The organism is Phenylobacterium sp. (genome assembly GCF_036501465.1).
Lineage (GTDB): Bacteria > Pseudomonadota > Alphaproteobacteria > Caulobacterales > Caulobacteraceae > Phenylobacterium.
In genome coordinates this window covers 1-17,849 of sequence record NZ_DASYAF010000151.1, presented here as the reverse complement: position 1 = coordinate 17,849, position 17,849 = coordinate 1, and the positions used below count along the sequence as shown (strand labels likewise).

At 70.1% G+C, this 17,849-nt stretch carries 18 protein-coding genes; 7 read left to right on the top strand and 11 right to left on the bottom strand.

The features are described from left to right. Positions 1-15 precede the first annotated feature (15 nt). Positions 16-2,295 carry an outer membrane beta-barrel family protein gene (locus tag VGL85_RS17130; RefSeq protein ID WP_331590197.1) on the bottom strand — a complete coding sequence of 760 codons (2,280 nt, stop codon included), beginning with the start codon at positions 2,293-2,295 and terminating at the stop codon, positions 16-18. Between the two features lie 99 nt (positions 2,296-2,394). Here VGL85_RS17130 and VGL85_RS17125 point away from each other — a divergent pair, with 99 nt between their 5' ends. From VGL85_RS17125 to VGL85_RS17105, 5 genes are all read left to right on the top strand, one after another. Next, positions 2,395-2,772: a BlaI/MecI/CopY family transcriptional regulator gene (locus VGL85_RS17125; RefSeq protein WP_331590196.1), complete on the top strand. Its 378-nt coding sequence runs from the start codon at positions 2,395-2,397 to the stop codon at positions 2,770-2,772. Next, positions 2,765-4,276, top strand: coding sequence for a M56 family metallopeptidase (locus VGL85_RS17120; protein WP_331590195.1), 1,512 nt, complete (start codon positions 2,765-2,767; stop codon positions 4,274-4,276). Before VGL85_RS17125 ends, VGL85_RS17120 begins: the two co-directional genes overlap by 8 nt. A 225-nt stretch (positions 4,277-4,501) precedes the next feature. Further along, positions 4,502-6,157: a DEAD/DEAH box helicase gene (locus VGL85_RS17115; protein WP_331590194.1), complete on the top strand. Its 1,656-nt coding sequence runs from the start codon at positions 4,502-4,504 to the stop codon at positions 6,155-6,157. Positions 6,158-6,303: 146 nt separating this feature from the next. Then, positions 6,304-7,362 carry a GGDEF domain-containing protein gene (locus VGL85_RS17110; protein WP_331590193.1) on the top strand — a complete coding sequence of 353 codons (1,059 nt, stop codon included), beginning with the start codon at positions 6,304-6,306 and terminating at the stop codon, positions 7,360-7,362. Between the two features lie 84 nt (positions 7,363-7,446). Next, positions 7,447-8,250, top strand: coding sequence for an enoyl-CoA hydratase/isomerase (locus VGL85_RS17105; RefSeq protein ID WP_331590192.1), 804 nt, complete (start codon positions 7,447-7,449; stop codon positions 8,248-8,250). Positions 8,251-8,286: 36 nt separating this feature from the next. Here VGL85_RS17105 and VGL85_RS17100 read toward each other — a convergent pair whose 3' ends face one another. Beyond that, positions 8,287-8,472 (bottom strand): hypothetical protein, encoded by a 186-nt coding sequence (locus VGL85_RS17100; RefSeq protein ID WP_331590191.1) that lies wholly within the window; start codon positions 8,470-8,472, stop codon positions 8,287-8,289. Positions 8,473-8,666: 194 nt separating this feature from the next. Between VGL85_RS17100 and VGL85_RS17095 the strand changes: the two genes are divergently transcribed. Beyond that, positions 8,667-9,032, top strand: coding sequence for a response regulator (locus tag VGL85_RS17095; protein ID WP_331590190.1), 366 nt, complete (start codon positions 8,667-8,669; stop codon positions 9,030-9,032). A gap of 12 nt (positions 9,033-9,044) precedes the next feature. Here the strand turns inward: VGL85_RS17095 and VGL85_RS17090 are convergent, their stop codons facing one another. The 9 genes from VGL85_RS17090 to fabD form a co-directional block, all read right to left on the bottom strand. Beyond that, positions 9,045-9,842, bottom strand: a complete 798-nt coding sequence (locus VGL85_RS17090) for a DoxX family membrane protein (RefSeq protein ID WP_331590189.1) — start codon at positions 9,840-9,842, stop codon at positions 9,045-9,047. A gap of 109 nt (positions 9,843-9,951) precedes the next feature. Beyond that, complete coding sequence (locus tag VGL85_RS17085) at positions 9,952-10,422, bottom strand: DUF1775 domain-containing protein (protein WP_331590188.1); 471 nt, start codon at positions 10,420-10,422, stop codon at positions 9,952-9,954. Further along, positions 10,422-11,093 (bottom strand): guanylate kinase, encoded by a 672-nt coding sequence (gene gmk, locus VGL85_RS17080; protein WP_331590203.1) that lies wholly within the window; start codon positions 11,091-11,093, stop codon positions 10,422-10,424. The genes VGL85_RS17085 and gmk overlap by 1 nt, the downstream gene beginning before the upstream one ends. Positions 11,094-11,105: 12 nt before the next feature. After that, positions 11,106-11,987: a YicC/YloC family endoribonuclease gene (locus VGL85_RS17075; protein WP_331590186.1), complete on the bottom strand. Its 882-nt coding sequence runs from the start codon at positions 11,985-11,987 to the stop codon at positions 11,106-11,108. After that, positions 11,984-12,967, bottom strand: coding sequence for an endolytic transglycosylase MltG (gene mltG, locus VGL85_RS17070; RefSeq protein ID WP_331590185.1), 984 nt, complete (start codon positions 12,965-12,967; stop codon positions 11,984-11,986). Before mltG ends, VGL85_RS17075 begins: the two co-directional genes overlap by 4 nt. 56 nt (positions 12,968-13,023) lie before the next feature. Further along, positions 13,024-14,307: a beta-ketoacyl-ACP synthase II gene (gene fabF / locus VGL85_RS17065; RefSeq protein ID WP_331590184.1), complete on the bottom strand. Its 1,284-nt coding sequence runs from the start codon at positions 14,305-14,307 to the stop codon at positions 13,024-13,026. 123 nt (positions 14,308-14,430) lie between these two features. Next, on the bottom strand, positions 14,431-14,670 hold the full coding sequence (locus tag VGL85_RS17060; protein WP_068877152.1) for an acyl carrier protein: 240 nt from the start codon (positions 14,668-14,670) through the stop codon (positions 14,431-14,433). A 157-nt stretch (positions 14,671-14,827) separates the two neighbouring features. Then, complete coding sequence (fabG, locus tag VGL85_RS17055; protein WP_331590183.1) at positions 14,828-15,568, bottom strand: 3-oxoacyl-[acyl-carrier-protein] reductase; 741 nt, start codon at positions 15,566-15,568, stop codon at positions 14,828-14,830. Positions 15,569-15,577: 9 nt separating this feature from the next. Next, entirely contained in the window at positions 15,578-16,522 is a 945-nt protein-coding gene (gene fabD, locus VGL85_RS17050; protein ID WP_331590182.1) for an ACP S-malonyltransferase, read from the bottom strand. A 119-nt stretch (positions 16,523-16,641) separates the two neighbouring features. On the opposite strand from fabD, the gene VGL85_RS17045 reads away from it, so the two are divergent. Further along, complete coding sequence (locus VGL85_RS17045) at positions 16,642-17,715, top strand: zinc-binding dehydrogenase (RefSeq protein WP_331590181.1); 1,074 nt, start codon at positions 16,642-16,644, stop codon at positions 17,713-17,715. Positions 17,716-17,849: the final 134 nt, after the last annotated feature.

Sequence of the window (17,849 nt, the reverse complement as noted above, 5' to 3'; positions counted from 1 at the left end):
CTGCGGTTTCCGAGCTCAGCGTCCCGGACCGCCGCCGTGTTCGAACTCGAAGCCGGGATCCTTGGCCTTGCCGCCGCCGAAGCTGTAGGTCAGGCCGACTCGCAGGGAGCTCGTGTCGAAAGCGACCTTCAGCCGGTCGACCAGCACGGGCGTGTCGATCACCCGCAACTGATGGAAGCTGTGGAAGATGTCCTGCGCCGTCGCGACCAGCGACAGCCGCTCGCTCAGCCTGCGGCGGTAGCCGAGGTCGATGCCGAACATCGGGTCGCCAAAACCCTGAGGGCCCAGCACCTTCGGGATCATGAAGCCGTTCAGCTGGAACAGGTCCTTGGACGTCGCCGTCCAGGTCAGGCTCCCTTGCCCGCCGAAACTTGCGGTCGCGCGGGTGGGCGCGAACAGCGGGCCCAGGGAATCGAGCTGCGTCCAGGCCAGGTCGCCATTGAGGTTGAAGCTGAGCTGGCTGTTGATCTTGCCGCTGGCGTTCAGCTCCAGGCCGGCGCTGCGGCCGCGCGCCAGGTTGCCGAGCTCGTTCAGTTCGACCCCGCCGCCCAGGTCGACCAACACCCCGGCGAAGCCGTCGCGATTCTCCCGGTAGTAGGCCGTCGCCAAAACGGTGATCGGCGTCACCCTGTTCTCGTAACCCACCTCGAACGATTGGGTCTGCTGGGGCTTCAGACCGGGGTTGCCGGCGGTGAAGTTCAACGGATCGTTCTCGAAGCGGAAGGCGTTGAAAGTGACAGGATCGGGCCGCTGGACGCGGTGGCTGTAGCTCCCCGTGAGGGTCTGGTCGTCCGACAGCTTCCACGCCAGGTGCAAACTGGGATAGGCGCGCAGGTAGTCGTTCTCGTCCTTCTGGCCCAGGGTGACCTGGTCGAGGTGGATCCGCACGTCCTCGACCCTCAGTCCGCCCAGCACCGTGAACGGCCCGAACGGCTTCTCATAGGTGGCGTAGGCCGCGCTGATCGTCTGGCGAAAATCGAACAGGTTGGTGAGCGCCGCGTTCGGCGTCATCGCCGCCTCGGTGGGACCTGCGAAGCCGCGGTTGCGATAGGCGTTGTCGTCGTACTCCACGTCGAAACCCAGCTTCAGCTTCGACATGTCGGCGAACGGCTGGACCAGGTCGCCCTTCAGTTCGGTGCGGTGCTGGTGATTGTCGATCCGCTGCTGGTCGAATTGGCCCGGTCCGGCGGGGACAAGGTCGAAGTCTCGGCCGCTGCGCACCCTGGGATCGACGGTCCGCTCATGGCTGAGGCTCAGGGTGAAGTCGCCGTCGGACCCCAGCTTCTGCTTCAGGTTGACGCTGGCCTCGCCTGACGCCCGTTTCTGGTGCACCGAAAGCTGGCGCTGGAAGCTGTTGTCCAGCGCGGGGTTGGGGAACTGGGCGGCGAAGACCTCCGGATCGTCGACCCGGAAGAAGACGTAGTTGGCGTGCGCCTCCGCACCGATGCGCAACCGCGGCGTCAGGTCGTAGTCGATGCTGCCGCGCGCGTTGACCGAGTTGCCGATCAGGTGGGTCTGCTGGCGGTTCTGGGTGGCGTCGGAACCGCCCGCCGGATCGGGCGTGACGCGATCCTCCTCGCCGGGCGACTTCTGGGTGTCCTGGCGGACCGTCACGCCGCCGGCCATGGACAGCCTGGGCGAGTTGTAGCCGCCGCTGGCGCCGACCACGAAGCGGTCGCCGTCGCCCACCGTCAGGCGCAGCGAGCCCGTCGCGCCGACGCCGCGCGCCTTCTTGCTGATCAGGTTGATGATCCCCGCCGTGCCGTCGGCCCGGAACTCGGCTGAGGGGTTGGTGATCACCTCCACCCGCTCGATGGAATCGGCCGGCAGCGACTGCAGTGCCTGGGCCTTGTTGTCGCCTTCGAACAGGCTGGACGGCTTGCCGTCGATCAGGATGGTGACGTTGGAATCGCCGCGCAGGCTGACGTTGCCCTGCGGGTCCACCTGGACCGAGGGTACGTTGCGCAGCACGTCGGCCACCGCCCCGCCGCTCTGGGCCTGCAGGTCGGCGGCGACGCTGTAGCTCTTGCGGTCGATGGAGATCTGCGGGGCCGACGTCTGGCCGGTCACCACCACCTCGCCCACCGTCTTGGTCCTGCCTGCCGGCTTGTCGCCCATCGTGGTCGGGGGCGTCCTGGCGGGCGGCGTCTTGCTGGGCGGCGCATCGTCCGGCCTGGCCGTCGCCGGGGCCGCGTCCGGTTGCGGGGTCTTCTCCTGCGCCAGACCCAGGGACGGCAGGCAGGCCGCAGCGATGACGATCGAAATGGGCGCGAGCGGAACGAGATGACGACGCACGAACCTTACCCCGAATTCACTGGCCGAACCGGCCCGATACGTTAGGATACAGGTGTAGTTTCGATCAAATTACAAGTGTATTTTCGGTAAGGGAGACCCATGCCGACGGTTCGGATCTCGGGCGCGGAAAGCCAGGTCATGGAGGCCCTGTGGGCCAAGGGCCCGCTGACGCCCGAGGGGATCGTCGCCGAGGTGGGTGAGGCCAACGGCTGGGCGGCGGGCACGGTGAAGACCCTGGTCACCCGCCTGCTGAAGAAGAAGGCCATCGAGGGCCGCCGCGAGCCGGAGGGCTATCTCTATCGCCCGCTACTCTCGCGCGAGAGCTACGTCATGTCCGAGAGCCAGGGCCTGGTCGACCGGCTGTTCGGCGGCGAGGTGGCCCCGCTGGTCGCCCACTTCGCCGAGCACCGCGCGCTGAGCCGCAAGGACATCGCCACCCTGAAGCGGCTGATCTCCAAGCTGGACGACGATGCGTGAGGCGCTCGCCCTCGTCCTGTGGCTGAACCTGGCCGCGGGCTGCGCCGTCGCAGCAGTGATGCTGCTGCGCGCGCCGGTGCGCCGCCTGTTCGGGTCCTCGATCGCCTACGGCCTGTGGCTGCTGGTCCCGCTCGCCGCCGCCGCGGTCCTGATCCCAGCGCGGGTGATCGTGCTGCCCGCGCCGCCCTCGCCCGACATCGCGCCGTTCGACGCCCCGGCCATCGTCGCGCCGGCTCCGGCGCCCCTCGCCCCGGCGACGGCCGACCTGCCGCCCATCCTCGCCGGCCTGTGGCTGGCCGGCCTGGCGCTCTCCCTGGCCTGGATCTGGCGTAGCCAGGCCCGCTTCCAGCACGCCGTCCGGCAGGGCCGCGCCGGCCCGGCGGTGGTGGGCGTGCTCAGGCCCTGCGTCGTCACGCCCGATGACTTCGCCCGCGCCTACACCCCGGCCGAACAGCGCGTGGTGCTGGCCCACGAGGAGACCCACATCGCCCGCCAGGATTCGCGCATCAACGCCGCGGTCGCGCTGGCCCGCTGCCTGGTCTGGTTCAACCCGCTGATCCACCTGATGGCGCGCGCCGTGCGCATCGACCAGGAATTCGCCTGCGACGCCGCCGTGGTCGCCCGCTATCCGCGCGCCCGCCGAGCCTACGCCCAGGCCCTGCTGAAGGCCGGCCTCGCCGCCCAGCCCCTGCCCTTCGGCTGCCATTGGGCGATGACCCATCCGCTGGTGGCGCGCGTGGACCAGCTGACCCGCTCACGCGGCGACGCCATGACCCGCGCGGCAGGCATGGTGGCCGTCGCCGCCCTGGCATTCGGCGGCGCGGCGGCGGTCTGGATGGCCCGCCCGGCCCGGCTGGCCTTCGCCCCGTCGCACGAGGCGGTGATCCTGGCGCAGGCCATCCGCGGCGCCCCGCCCTTCCCGGCGCGCGCGAAGCCTGCCCACGCCGAGGCCGCGCAAGCCCCGCGCCTGACGCCGATCCCGCTCATCCAGGCGCCCACGCCGGCGCGGATCGAGCTGGCCGCCTCGCCGCTCGAGGCCGACTTCGCCTCCAACCCGTCCGAGCCCCCGCACCCCGAGCGCAGGGTTCGCGGCACGGCGGCGCTGTCGTCGGTCGCGCCGGGCACGGCGGTCCGCGTGCGCGCCACCATGGTCGACGACGCGGGACGGCGGCTCACCACCGATCTCACGACCTTCGGATCGCAGTCGCTCTATCGCATGGGTTATGTGGATCGCGGCGGCAGCGACCTGAAGCTGTTCACCCGCGTGATCCAATACGGCGAACGCTACGAGGTCACCGCCGCCCTCAACGCCAGTTTCCGCACCCCCATCTCAGGCAGCATCAAGCTGGCCGCCGGCGAAACCGGGATCATACGACTGCCGCAGGGCCTCGACGTCGCCGTGCGCCTCTCCGTCCGCCCCGAGACGCCCCAGGAAGCCGACGCCACCCTCACCCTCGGCGGCCGCCACTTCCTCAGCGTCGAGCGCGTCGAAGGCGCTATCTGACCTCAGGGATTGAGCGGCCGTCGTCTGGCCAGGTGACGGCCTTCCTCCGCATCCATCTGAAACCGCCCGTAGCCGCCGCCTCGTCCGCGCGTTGACTTGAGCGTCGCCCCTCGTATGTTCGCGCCGCGCGGCGACCGTCGCCCGCGCCCGCCGCGACGTCATCCGTCGCGTCAGCCGTCAGGGGCCTCGAACGGTCCCTCCAGACCGTATCTCCAAAGACCCTCAATGACCGAGTTCACTGATCTAGGATTGTCGCCTGCCACCCTGCAGGCCGTGGCCGACACCGGCTACACCACCGCCACGCCCATCCAGGCTGAGGCGATCCCGCTGGTGCTGCACGGCCAGGACGTGCTGGGCATCGCCCAGACCGGCACCGGCAAGACCGCCGCCTTCACCCTTCCGATGGTCGACCGCCTGGCCGCCGGCCGGGCCCGCGCGCGCATGCCCCGCGCCCTGGTGATCGAGCCCACCCGCGAACTCGCCGACCAGGTCGCCGCCTCCTTCGAACGCTACGCCAAGGGCCAGAAGCTGACCTGGGCGCTGCTGATCGGCGGGGTCTCCTTCTCCGACCAGGAGTTGAAGCTCGACCGCGGCGTCGACGTGCTGATCGCTACGCCCGGCCGGCTGCTCGACCACTTCGAGCGCGGCAAGCTGCTGATGACCGGCGTGCAGATCCTGGTGGTCGATGAGGCCGACCGCATGCTCGACATGGGCTTCATCCCGGACCTCGAGCGCATCTTCAAGCTGACGCCGCCGAAGAAGCAGACCCTGTTCTTTTCGGCCACCATGCCGCCGGAGATCACCCGGCTCACCCAGCAGTTCCTCAGGAACCCGATCCGCATCGAGGCCTCGCGGCCAGCGACCACCGCCGAGACCATCACCCAGTACCTGGTGCGCATTCCGAGCGCCGACCCCAAGGCCAAGCGCACGGCGCTGCGCATGCTGGTCGAGCGCGACGACGTGAAGAACGGCATCGTCTTCTGCAACCGCAAGGCGGAAGTCGACATCGTCGCCAAATCCCTGAAGACCCACGGCTTCGACGCGGCCCCGATCCACGGCGACCTCGACCAGCAGACGCGCATGCGCACCCTGGAGAGCTTCCGCAACGGCTCGCTGAAACTGCTGGTGGCCTCCGACGTCGCCGCCCGCGGCCTGGACATCCCCGATGTCAGCCACGTCTTCAACTTCGACGTGCCGCACCATGCCGACGACTACGTCCACCGCATCGGGCGCACCGGCCGGGCGGGAAAGCTCGGCCAGACCTTCATGATCGTCACCCCGGCCGACAGCCGCAACCTCGACAAGGTGCTGAAGCTGATCGGCAAGGCGCCGCAGGAGATCACGCTGGAGGCCGATTGGGGCTCGATCAAGGACGAGCCGCGCCGCGGCCGCGAGGGCCGCGACGGCCGTGGCGGGGGCCGGAGCTCGAGCCGCGACCGCGACCGTCGCCCGCGCCCCGTCCCGGTGCATGGCGAAGTCGCCGCCATGGAGCCGATCGCCGCCGCCCCCGAAGGCGAACGTCCCGAGCGCCCCGAACGGTCCGAGCGTCCCGCCCGGGGCCGCGGCCGTCGCCCAGATTCGGAAGCCAGGTCCGAGGCCCGTGCCGAAGCCAGGCCTGAGGCCGAAGCGCCCGCCGAGGCGCGCGCGCCCCGCGAACCGCACCATCGCGACCGGCCTCAGCGCGAACGCCCGGAGCGTTCGGAACGCCCGGAGCAAGAACGGCCGCAACAGCGCGCCGAGCCGCGCCGCGACTCCCGCCGTCCCGAAGGCCGCCCCGAACCCCGCCGCGACCGCGACGACGGCGACGATGGCGTGGTCGGGTTCGGCCGCGACGTCCCGGCGTTCCTGTCGCGCAAGCCGCCGCCCCGCTCCGACAGCTAGGCTTCCGACAGCTGAGCTTCTGGCGGCGAAAAAAGCCTGCGACAGAACGCGCCGCTTAACGGCTCGTTGGCTCTTCTGGCCTTAGTTTCCGGTCGAAGTCGTGGGCTGCGTCCGGTGACGCACGGCCCTTCCGGGAACTGAAGACCATGTCGGTGGACGTCCAGACCGCGCTCCGCAGCCCCAGGTCCTACGAGCTGGCGCGCCAGGCGCTTGAGACCATGGAGGCCAACGGGGTGTGGCCGACCGTGCGCAACTTCGAGCTCTGGGTCCACTATGTGGCCGAGAAGGAAAGCCCGCTGGCGCGCGAGATCGATCGCCTGCTGGCCGCCGGCGAGCCGATCACCGAGACGCTCGGCGAGGCCCTGGCCGCCCAGTTCCTGCCCGAAGCCAAGATGAACGGCGACATCCTGGAAGCCGGCGACGTGCTGTCCAAGGAATTGAAGACCGTCACCGCGGCCATCGAGACCGCCCAGAAGTCCAGCGAGGAATACGGCCAGGAACTGGCCATCGCCACCAGCCGGCTGGACGGCGACGACGTCGAGACCGTCAAGGCGGTCGTCGAAGACCTGACCTCGGCCACCAAGAAGGCCCGCACCGAGAACGCCGCGCTCGAGGGGCAGCTGGCCGACACCACCGCCGAGCTCGGCCGCCTGCGCGAGAGCCTGGAGCAGGTCCGCCGCGACGCCATGACCGACGGCCTGACCAACCTGGCCAACCGCAAGGCCTTCGACGAACGCCTCGACGCGGCCTGCGAGCTGGCTGACGTGGACGGCAAGGGCGTGACCCTGGCGATCATCGACATCGACCACTTCAAGGGCTTCAACGACGCCTGGGGCCACCAGATCGGCGACCAGGTGCTGCGCTACGTCTCCAGCGTCATCGGCCGCATGGGCGCGACCCCGCGCATGGCCGCCCGCTACGGCGGCGAGGAATTCGCCATCATCTTCCCGGCGGAGAACGGCCGGATCGCCAGGGCCGTGCTGGAGGAGATCCGCGAGGAGGTGTCGTCCCGCTCGCTGAAGCGCCGGTCCACCAACGAGGACCTGGGCACCATCACCGTCTCCGCCGGCTTCGCCGAGCGGATCGCCGGGGAAAACGCCATGAGCCTGGTGGAACGCGCCGACGCGGCGCTCTACGCCTCCAAGCACGCCGGGCGCAACCGCACTACCGCCGCCCAGCCGGTCGCCGCCGTCGCCGCGGCCTGACGGCGTCTCACGCGCTTTCGACTAGGCTTCCGCAAGGGTAAAGTCCTTTAGTTCGGACCGAACGGTCTCGACGGAGGATTTCCCATGGACGGCGCCCAAACCCCCGCAAAGGTCCGGACCGAGGTCCGCGGCAAGATCGGGATCATCACCCTCAACGACCCGGCGACGCTGAACGCGGCGGGCGCCGAGCTGATGGAGGGCCTGACCGCCGCCTTCGAAGGCTTCGTGGCCGACCCGGCCGTGCGCGCCATCGTCATCACCGGCGAGGGCCGCGGCTTCTGCTCCGGCGCCAACCTGTCGGGCGGCGGTGGCGGCCGACTGGCTGAGGGCGCGGCCGGCCCCAACCAGTCTCTGCTCAAGGTCTACAACCCCTTCGTCAGCGCCGTGCGCAAGTCGCCCAAGCCGCTGGTGGCGGCGGTGAACGGCGTGGCCGCCGGCGTCGGCGCCTCGCTGGCGCTGATCTGCGACCTGATCGTCGCCGCCGAGAGCGCCTACTTCCTGCAGGCGTTCCGCCGCATCGGCCTGGTGCCCGACGGCGGGGCGACCTACCTCTTGCCGCGCCTGGTCGGCAAGGCGCGGGCCATGGAGCTCACCCTGCTGGGCGAGAAGCTGCCCGCCGCCACCGCCCTGGACTGGGGCCTGATCAACCGCTGCGTCCCCGACGCGGAGCTGATGGCCGCCGCCATGGCGCTGGCGACCCAGCTCGCCGACGGCCCGCTCTCGCTGGGCTACACCCGCAACCTGATCTGGGCCTCGATGGACGCGGCCTGGCACGAGCAGATCGAGGCGGAGGCCTTCGTCCAGGGCGACGCCCAGCGCACCGAGGACGCCCGCGAGGGCATCATGGCCTTCGTCCAGAAGCGGCAGGCGGAATTCAAGGGCCGCTGAGCGCGGCCCGCCGTGAGCGCCGCTTAGGGGCCCCGTTCAGGGGTTGGCGTTCAAGAGCTGCACGATCAGGAACAGCGCCAGGCCCACCAGGCAGAGCAGCACGACGACGGCGATGGTTTGGAGCGCCAGTTTCATCAGACTCAGGTGCAACATCCAGCGGGGCCAGGGGCCACGGACCACCCGGAACTCCGCGTCGATATCGGGCGGGCGTTCGCGAGCCATGGGCCATCATGGCGGCTCACGCGGCCGGTGTCACGCCCGACGCCTTGAGGCCGCAACTCAGGCGCGCGTGGTCCCGACATCCGTGCAACTTCCCCGCGCGGCCACTCGCCTCTCGCCTTAATTCCGTTGCGTAAGCGCGCTTGCTTGTGAAAATGGACAGATTGTCGCACCCCGACGCAGTTCGCTTGCTTATCATGACCGAAGCTCGACCGGGCCGGCACGCCCTGATCATCGAAGACGAGATGCTCATCGCGCTGGAGGTCGAGACCCTGTTGCACGACTTCGGCTTCGAGAGCTGCGATATCGTCGACAATCCGATCGACGCGCTCAAGTCCGCCGTGGCCCACCGCCCCGACCTGATCAGCGCCGACCTGCGGATCATCGGCGGCACCGGCGAGGACGCCGTGCGCGCCATCACCGAACGCCTGGGCCCGGTGCCGCACATCTATGTCACCGGCAACGCCGACATGCTGACCGGCAAGACCGCCGCTCCGGTGGTCGACAAGCCGCTCAGCCGCCGCGCCCTGGCCGAAGCCTGCCAACGCGCCTGCGCGGCCTGAACCCTCTTCCCGCTATGGGGAAGGTGCTTTCCGCAGCGAATCCGCGACCACCCAGGCCGCGCCGGTCAGCACCAGGTTGGCGCCGTTCTCGATCCAGTGCCCGAAGTCGCCCGGGTGGGCGATGATCAGCGGCAGGTGAACCATCGGCGTCCAGGCCGCGTACATCACCGTCAGCAGGATCGCCGCCAGCCGCGCGCGTACGCCCACGATGATCGCCAGCCCGCCCAGGATGTGGAACACCCCGGTGGCGTAGCCCCAGAACAGCTGCGACGGCGGCAGCCAGTCCGGCACCAGCGGCGCGGTGAAGTTCATGTAGGCGAAGTGCGCCCCGCCGAACAGTACGGCGCAGACCCCGAACAGCACCTGCCCGGCCCGCGCGATCAGCGCCGCCCGGCCCGGCGCCAGGAGCGCCCGGTCGGCCCAGACGATCAGCGCCCCGGCCAGGATCGCCAGCTGCTCGGCGGTGTTGCTGTAGGCCATGAACACGCCGGCGTTGCGCGCGATCATCCGCCCGTCCATCAGCGCCACGACCAGCAGGCCGTAGTAGACCGCCAGCGCCAGCGCGCCCCACGCCGCGGTCCGGCGCCAGGCGATCGCCAGGCCGGCGGCCGCCATGAACAGATTGGCCGCAAAGGACAGCGGCACGCGCGCGGGCAGCCATTTCGGCGCCGGCTGCCCGGGCAGGAAGTTCGCATAGGCCAGGCCCGTCACGCCCAGGATCGCGATACTCAGCCCGAACACCAGCCAGCCCCAGTCCCTGTCCCAGAACCCTCTCGCCGCCCTGTCCCCGCCCATCGTCTCCGCGACCATGCCGTCCCCCGTCCGCGATCTACGACGAGGCCAGCCTCAGCGATCCTCGCTCAAGCCGGAACGCCGTTTGCGACAACCGGCGCCTGCAACGCTGCCAACACCCTTTCCTTCAAGGGAGGGGTGCAACCGGCAGGAGCCGCACCTGGGGCGCGGGCGTCGGCGTGCCTGGCGCGCCGGTCCATTCCACCCTGGTCCCGTCGGCGTAGGTCTGAACGAACTTCCAGGTCAGGGTCGCGCCGGCCTTGGGGTTCACAGCCTGGACCCCGAACTCCACATACTGGTCGGGCGGCAGCTCCCCGGCCCACGACGCGCCCGTGATCGCGCCAGCGGCGTCTCGCTTAGGTTCGATGCGCCAGCCCGGCGCCTGGCGCAGCGAGGTCACTCGCGCCTCCGGCGGGAACTCGGCGTCCAGCCGCACGGTGGCGGCCTTCTTCTCGTTCGGCATGCGGATGACATAGGCCTCGCGCGCGCCCAGCTGCGACTGGCGCGGCCAGACGGTGACGTGGGCCTGGGCCGCGAGCGGCGCCGCGGCCAGCGCCAGCGCGCCCCCAGCCACGGCCAGGGCCATCGCCCGCCGCATCAGTCCTCCGCCTCCAGCCCCCGCACGAAGTCCGGCAGCCAGGGATTGCGCCCCGGCTTCATCCGTTCGGCGCGGTAGATGTGGATCAGGTCGGCGTAGGCGCGGTCGAAGTCCTTGTTGACGATGACGTAGTCGTACTCGCTCCAGTGGGCGATCTCGCTCTTGCCCAGCGCCAGACGCTGGCGGATCACCTCCTCGCCGTCCTGGGCGCGGGCGTTGAGCCGCCGCGACAAGTCCGACCAGCTCGGCGGCAGGACGAAGACGCGGACGCTGTCCAGCGGGGCCGTTTGCGCGATCTGGCGCGCGCCCTGCCAGTCGATGTCGAACAGTACGTCCTTGCCCTCCTCCAGCGCCGCCATCACCGGCGCCTTGGGCGTGCCGTAGTAGTTGCCGTTGACGTCGGCCCATTCCAGCAGGTCGTCGGCGGCGATCAACGCCTCGAATTCCACCCGGGTCTTGAAGAAATACTCCCGCGCCTCCTCCTCGCCGGGCCGCGGCGCCCGCGTGGTGGCCGAGATCGACAGGATCATGTCGCCGTAGTCGGCCACCAGGCGGCGCGACAGCGAGGTCTTCCCCGCGCCCGCCGGGCTGGACATCAGCAGCAGCAGGCCCCGCCGCGTGGTCTCCCACGGCTTGGCGTGGTCGTCGGGATGGAAGGCGGTGGGCGCCATGCTCATCGACCGTCACTCCACATTCTGCACCTGCTCGCGGAACTGCTCGATGGTGGCTTTGAGGTCGAGGCCGACCGCGGTCAAGGCGCCCGAGGCGGACTTCGAACAGAGCGTGTTGGCCTCGCGCATGAACTCCTGGGTCAGGAAGTCCAGCTTGCGCCCGACGCCGCCGTCTGTCGCAAGCAACCCGCGAGCTGCATCAACGTGGCCGCGCAGGCGGTCCAGTTCCTCCTGCACGTCGGCCTTCACCGCCATCGCGGCGGCCTCCTGCAGGATGCGCTCCTCGCTGGCCGCCTCGCCGGCGAGGTCGGTCAGCCGCTTTTCGAAGCGGGCCTTGATGATCGCCGGCTGGCCGTCGGCCAGGCCCGAGGCCTTGTCGGTAAGATCGCCGATCCGCCCTGTCAGCCCGTCCAGCACACCCTGCAGCACCCGGCCCTCCTCCGCCCGCGCGCCCGCCAGGCCGTCCAGCGCCAGGCCGATGGACGTCGCCATCGCCGCCTCCAGCGCAGCCTGCGCCTCGGCGTCCTCGACCGCGTCGCCGGCCTCGATCACGCCGCGCAGGGCCAGCAGGCCGTCCAGGCGCGGCGGCGCGGCGCGGCCCTCGGCCACATAGGGCGCGCCGGCCGCGAGATAGCGTTCGAGCTGCTCCAGGTTGAGCCGGACCGCGCCCGCGCCCTCGGCGCGTTTCGCCTGCACGCCGATGGTCAGCTGACCCCGCAGGAAGCGGCCTTGCGCACCCTCGCGCGCCGCGCGCTCCAGCCCCTCGAACCCCGGCGGCCCGCGGAAGCGGACCTCGAGGTTGCGGCCGTTGACGCTGCGCGCCTCCACCGCCCAGCTCCACGCCCCCAGCGCCCCCTCGGCGCGGCCGAAGCCGGTCATGCCGCTGATGGTCATTTCGCGCCCCCCGCCGCGGCGCGCTGCTTCTCGATGGCCCGCCACTTGGCCACGTTGGCCTGATGTTCGGCGAAGGTCGAGGCGAAGACGTGCCCGCCCGTGCCGTCGGCGACGAAGAACATCTCGTCGGACTTGGGCGGGTTCAGCACAGCCGCCAGCGCCGCGCGGCCCGGATTGGCGATAGGGGTCGGCGGCAGGCCCACGATCCGATAGGTGTTGTAGGGCGTCGCCGCGTCGATCTCGCTCTTCAGGATTCCACGGCCCAGCGGCCGGCCCTTCGAGACGCCGTAGATGATGGTCGGGTCGCTCTCCAGCTTGATCCCGGCCCTGAGCCGGTTCTCGAACACCGCCGCGATCCGGGGGCGCTCGGAGGGGACGCCCGTCTCCTTCTCAACGATGGAGGCCAAGGTCACCGCCTCTTCCGGCGTCTTCAGGGGCAGGCCGGGCGCGCGGCCGGCCCAGAGTTCGCCCAACAGCTTGTCGCGCGCGTCGCGCATCTTCTGCACCAGGGCCGCACGGTCGTCGCCGCGCTGGTACTGGTAGCTGTCGGGCAACAGGGAGCCTTCCGGCGGCGTCTCCACCGTCCCGGTGAGCAGCGGCGTGGCGTTGACCGCGTCGACCACCATCTGGCTGGTCCAGCCTTCGGGCGCCGAGACGAAGCGGCGCACAACGCGGCCGTTGGCCAGATCCGCCAGGATGTCGGACATGGCCTCGCCGCTCTTGAATTCGTATTCGCCGGCCTTCAGGCGGCGGCCGGCGCCGCTGAACTTGGCGGCCAGCTGGAAGACCAGCCGCGAGCGGATGACGCCGGCGCGCTCCAGGGCCGCGGCGATCTGCGGACCGTGTGCGCCCTTGGGCAGGATGACGTCGGTGGCCTGGCCGGCCTTGGCGAGCGGGCCCGGCCCGGCATAACTCCACAGCGCCCAGCAGGCGGCCAGGACCGCCACCGCCACGCCCGCCGCGAAAAGCCGCCTCAGCATTCCAGACCTCTTCGGCCGCCCCCGCCGCGATCGCCCTTTCGACGACTTGGATCGGCTCACGAAACCTTCTTGAACACCACCGAGGCGTTGGTGCCGCCGAAGCCGAAGGAGTTCGAGAGCGCGTACTCGATCTCCATGGGCTTGGCCTTGTTCGGAGCCAGGTCCAGGGCCGTCTCGACCGACGGGTTGTCGAGGTTGATGGTCGGCGGCGCGATCTGGTCGCGGATCGAAAGGCAGGTGAAGGCCGCCTCGATCGCGCCGGCCGCGCCCAGCAGGTGGCCGGTGGCCGACTTGGTCGAGCTCATGGTCATGGTGGCCGCCGCATTGCCCATCAGCCGCTCGACCGCGCCCAGCTCGATCTCGTCACCCAGCGGCGTCGAGGTGCCGTGGGCGTTGATGTAGTCGATGTCGGCCGGCTCTATGCCGGCGTCCTTGATCGCCGCCTTCATGGCGCGGAAACCGCCATCGCCGTCATCGGCAGGCGCGGTGATGTGGTAGGCGTCGCCGGCCAGGCCATAGCCCACCACCTCGGCGTAGATCTTCGCGCCGCGCGCCTTGGCGTGCTCATACTCCTCGAGCATCAGCATGCCGGCGCCCTCGCCCATCACGAAGCCGTCGCGGTCCTTGTCGTAGGGGCGGCTGGCCTTTTGCGGATTGTCGTTGAAATTCGTGGACATGGCGCGACAAGCTATGAAGCCCGCAATGCCAACCGGGCAGATCGCCGCCTCGGCGCCCCCGGCCAGCATGACGTCGGCGTCGCCGTACTTGATCAGGCGCGCGGCGTCGCCCACCGCGTGCGCCCCGGTGGCGCAGGCGGTGACCACCGAATGGTTCGGCCCCTTGAAGCCGTAGCGGATAGACACCTGGCCGCTGGCCAGGTTGATCAGCGCCGAGGGGATGAAGAACGGCGAGACCCGCCGCGGGCCCTTCTCGAACAGCTCCACCGAGGTCTTCTCGATGGTCGCCAGCCCGCCGATGCCCGAGCCGATCATTACCCCGGTGCGCTCGCGGTCCTCGTCGGCCTCCGGCGCCCAGCCGGAGTCCTTCACCGCCTCGTCGGCGGCAGCCATGGCGTAGAGGATGAAGTCGTCGACCCGGCGCTGGTCCTTCGGGCTCATGGTCTGGTCGGGGTCGAACGATCCGGCCACGTCCGGCCCGCCGCCGCCGCGGCCGTCCACCCTTGGCACCTCGCAGGCCACCTGGCAGGCGTAATCGGCCGGGTCGAAGGTGGTGATCCGCCCGGCCCCGGACTTGCCGGCCAGGATGTTGGCCCAGCTGATCTCGGCCCCCTGGCCCAGGGGCGTGATCAGGCCGATTCCGGTGACGACAACTCGACGCATGGCGATCCTCGGTCAGTCCTTTTGGAGCCTGGGATCGAATCCCTCGGCCCCTAAAGGAAGACCGCCGGGGCCAGGGCGCAACCCCAACCCGGCGGTCTGAAAACCTCAAGCCGAATCAGGCGCTTAGCCGCCCAGACGCTCTTGGATGAACTTCACTGCGTCGCCCACCGTCTGGATGTGCTCGGCCGCGTCGTCCGGGATTTCGATATCGAACTCTTCCTCGAAGGCCATGACCAGCTCGACGTTGTCGAGGCTGTCGGCGCCCAGGTCGTCGATGAAGCTGGCCTTCTCGGTCACCTTCTCCGGATCGGCGTCCAGGTGCTCGATGACGATCTTGCGGACGCGTTCTAGGACGTCGGACATCAGTTAGGTCCCTCTAGGTTCTCATGGCTTGCATCGGCGAGCCGGGCGCTGAAGTCAACTGCAACGGTCCAGGCATACCGAAAGTCGTTGGGGCGTTAGCATGTTCCCGGGCCGGAAGGCGAGACCTTCAAATTGTCCCACCTCGCCCATCCAGGCGCTAGATCATCGCCATCCCGCCGTTGACGTGCAGCGTCTGGCCGGTGACGTAGGCCGCCTCGTCGCTGGCCAGGTAGACGCAGGCCGCCGCCACGTCGGCGCCCACGCCCAGCCGCCCCGACGGGATCGTCCCCAGGATGGCGGCTTTCTGCGCCTCGTTCAGCGCATCGGTCATGGGGCTGTCGATGAAGCCCGGCGCCACGCAGTTGACGGTGATGCCCCGGGTCGCGACCTCGGCAGCCAGGGCCTTCGAGAACCCGATCATCCCAGCCTTGGATGCGGCGTAGTTCGCCTGGCCCGGATTGCCCATCACGCCCACCACCGAGGTGATGCCGATGATCCGGCCGTGCCGGCGGCGCATCATGCCCTTGGTCGCCGCGCGGCTGAGGCGGAAATAGCTCTCCAGGTTGACCCGGATCACCTGCTCCCAGTCCTCGTCCTTCATCCGCAGCAGCAGGCCGTCCTTGGTGATCCCGGCGTTGGCGACCAGGATATCCAGCGGCGTCCCGGCCGCGGCTTCGGCGGCCTCGACCAGCCCGTCCACCGCCGCGGCGTCGGACAGGTTGGCGGCGACGGTGCTGACCCGCTCGCCCAGTTCGGCGGCGCGTTCCTGCAGCACCGCCTCCCGCGTGCCGGAGAGCACCACGTGCGCGCCCTGGGCGTGCAGGGCCTGGGCGATCGCCGCGCCGATGCCGCCGGTGGCGCCGGTGACGAGGGCGGTCTTGCCGGAAAGATCGAACATGCGGCCCTCCTAGAGGCTGTTGGCGAAGGCTTCGAGGTCGGTCGGCGTGTTCAGCGGCGTGGCCTCGGCGTCCGGGGCGATGCGTTTGGCCATGCCGGACAGCACCTTGCCGGCCCCGGCCTCGGCGAAGCGGGTGACGCCGCCCTCGCCCGCCAGCCATATCATGCTCTCGCGCCAGCGCACCCGGCCGGTCACCTGCTCCACCAGCAGGCCGCGGATGATCTCCGGATCGAGGATCGGGCGGGCGGTGATGTTCGCGACCAAGGGCGCCTTGGGGGCGGTGACCGTCGCGGCCGCCAGGGCGGCGGCCATCTCATCGGCGGCGGGCTGCATCAGCGGGCAATGGAAGGGCGCCGAGACGTTCAGCGGGATGGCCCGCGCGCCCAGCTCCTTGGCCTTCTCGATCGCCGCGTCCACCGCCGCCTTGGCGCCGGAGATCACCACATTGCCGTTGTTGTTGTCGTTGGCCACGACGCAGACCCCGTGCAGCGAACCCGCCGCGGCGGCCTCCTCGGCCAGGGTGACGTCGGTCTTGGGGCCGATCAGCGAGGCCATCGCGCCCTCGCCCACCGGCACGGCGCGCTGCATGGCCTGGCCGCGCAGCTTCAGGAGGCGCGCCGTGTCGGCCAAGCTGATCGCACCGGCGGCGGCGAGCGCCGAGTATTCGCCCAGGCTGTGGCCGGCGACGAAGGCCGCCTTGTCGATGCCGACGCCGAACTCTTTCTCCAGGGTGCGCATCACCGCCAGGCTGACGGCCATCAGAGCCGGCTGGGCGTTCTCGGTCAGGGTCAGCTGATCCTCCGGCCCCTCACGCATCAGCTTCGAGAGTTTTTGTCCCAGGGCGTCGTCGACCTCCTGGAAAACCTCGCGCGCCGCGCCGAAGGCGTCGGCCAAGTCGGCGCCCATGCCCACGGCCTGGCTGCCCTGGCCGGGAAAGAGGAAGGCGAGGCTCATCATTGGCTCCGAAGTCCTGAAGATCTGGGGCTCTATCGATTCCGAGCGGCGAGGGTTACGGAATAAGGAAAGCCCCGGCAAGACGGCGACTTGGGCGGCGAAGTTTCGGGAGGACAGCCATGCGGGCGGTCGTGCGGCGCAACAAGGCTCTGGTCTGCGACGAGATCGCCGACCTGGAACCGGGCGCCGGACAGGTGCTGGTCAAGACGCTGGCCTGCGGCATCTGCGGCTCGGATCTGCACGCCCTGCACCACATGGAGCACATGATCGAGCTGGGCCGGCGCGGGGGCGGCGGCGACAACGGCTTCGATCCTACGGCGGACACGGTGTTCGGCCACGAGTTCTGCGCCGAGATTCTCGACCACGGGCCGGGTTCGGCCAGGACGCTGAAGGCCGGCACGCGGATCGTCAGCGTGCCGGTCACCCTGACAGCGACCGGGGCGGAGATGCTGGGCTTCTCCAACCGGCTGCCCGGCGGTTTCTCCGAGCGGATGGTCCTCAGCGAGCAGCTTATCCTGCCGGTGCCGAACGGCCTGCCCACCGACAAGGCGGCGCTGACCGAGCCGTTCGCCGTCGGCTTCCACGCCGTGGCCAAGGCGCGGATGGACGACAAATCCGTCTGCCTGGTAGTCGGCTGCGGGCCGGTTGGCCTGGCGGTGATCGCGGCCTTGAAGGCGCAGGGCCACGGGCCGGTGGTCGCCGCCGACTTCTCGCCCCGCCGCCGCGCCGCGGCCGAGAAGCTGGGCGCGGACATCGTCATCGACCCGGCCAAGGAGTCGCCGCACGACCGTTGGGAGGCCCTGGGCGTGCCCAAGGCGCGCGCCGCCCAATCCATGATCCGGATGATGGGCGGCAGTTTCGGCCAGCCGGTCGTCTTCGAATGCGTCGGCGCGCCCGGCGTGCTGGAGAGCCTGATCGAGGCCGCGCCGGCCGGATCGCAGATCGTGGTCGCCGGGGTCTGTATGGAGACCGACCGCATCGAGCCGGCCGTCGCCATCACCAAGGAGATCGAACTGACCTTCGTCTTCGGCTACACGCCCGAGGAGTTCGCCGGGACCCTGCGCAGCCTGGCCGAGGGGCAGATCGACGTGGACGGCCTGGTGACCGGCCGTGTGGGCCTGGACGGAGTGGCCGGCGCCTTCGCCGCCCTGGGCGATCCAGAGGCGCATGTGAAGATCCTCGTCGAGCCCTAGGTGTCTGGTCCCGCTGTGTGGGGGACTCAGCTTAGCTGAGTGCTCACATCGGGAGGCTCTATGGGCCAGATACTCCACGGCAGCGCCACGACCACGCACGCCATCCGAGCGGCGATACAGCGATCGAAAGCTCC

Bases quoted from the DNA above. Each gene is read 5' to 3' on its own strand.
- fabD (WP_331590182.1), bottom strand. From the start codon at position 16,522: ATGAGCCTCGCCTTCCTCTTTCCCGGCCAGGGCAGCCAGGCCGTGGGC.
- VGL85_RS17060 (WP_068877152.1), bottom strand. From the start codon at position 14,670: ATGTCCGACGTCCTAGAACGCGTCCGCAAGATCGTCATCGAGCACCTG.
- VGL85_RS17105 (WP_331590192.1), top strand. From the start codon at position 7,447: ATGGACGGCGCCCAAACCCCCGCAAAGGTCCGGACCGAGGTCCGCGGC.
- VGL85_RS17090 (WP_331590189.1), bottom strand. From the start codon at position 9,842: ATGGTCGCGGAGACGATGGGCGGGGACAGGGCGGCGAGAGGGTTCTGG.
- VGL85_RS17095 (WP_331590190.1), top strand. From the start codon at position 8,667: ATGACCGAAGCTCGACCGGGCCGGCACGCCCTGATCATCGAAGACGAG.
- VGL85_RS17115 (WP_331590194.1), top strand. From the start codon at position 4,502: ATGACCGAGTTCACTGATCTAGGATTGTCGCCTGCCACCCTGCAGGCC.
- VGL85_RS17110 (WP_331590193.1), top strand. From the start codon at position 6,304: ATGTCGGTGGACGTCCAGACCGCGCTCCGCAGCCCCAGGTCCTACGAG.
- VGL85_RS17100 (WP_331590191.1), bottom strand. From the start codon at position 8,472: ATGGCTCGCGAACGCCCGCCCGATATCGACGCGGAGTTCCGGGTGGTC.
- VGL85_RS17120 (WP_331590195.1), top strand. From the start codon at position 2,765: ATGCGTGAGGCGCTCGCCCTCGTCCTGTGGCTGAACCTGGCCGCGGGC.
- VGL85_RS17125 (WP_331590196.1), top strand. From the start codon at position 2,395: ATGCCGACGGTTCGGATCTCGGGCGCGGAAAGCCAGGTCATGGAGGCC.
- fabF (WP_331590184.1), bottom strand. From the start codon at position 14,307: ATGCGTCGAGTTGTCGTCACCGGAATCGGCCTGATCACGCCCCTGGGC.
- fabG (WP_331590183.1), bottom strand. From the start codon at position 15,568: ATGTTCGATCTTTCCGGCAAGACCGCCCTCGTCACCGGCGCCACCGGC.
- VGL85_RS17075 (WP_331590186.1), bottom strand. From the start codon at position 11,987: ATGACCATCAGCGGCATGACCGGCTTCGGCCGCGCCGAGGGGGCGCTG.
- mltG (WP_331590185.1), bottom strand. From the start codon at position 12,967: ATGCTGAGGCGGCTTTTCGCGGCGGGCGTGGCGGTGGCGGTCCTGGCC.
- VGL85_RS17085 (WP_331590188.1), bottom strand. From the start codon at position 10,422: ATGCGGCGGGCGATGGCCCTGGCCGTGGCTGGGGGCGCGCTGGCGCTG.
- VGL85_RS17045 (WP_331590181.1), top strand. From the start codon at position 16,642: ATGCGGGCGGTCGTGCGGCGCAACAAGGCTCTGGTCTGCGACGAGATC.
- gmk (WP_331590203.1), bottom strand. From the start codon at position 11,093: ATGGCGCCCACCGCCTTCCATCCCGACGACCACGCCAAGCCGTGGGAG.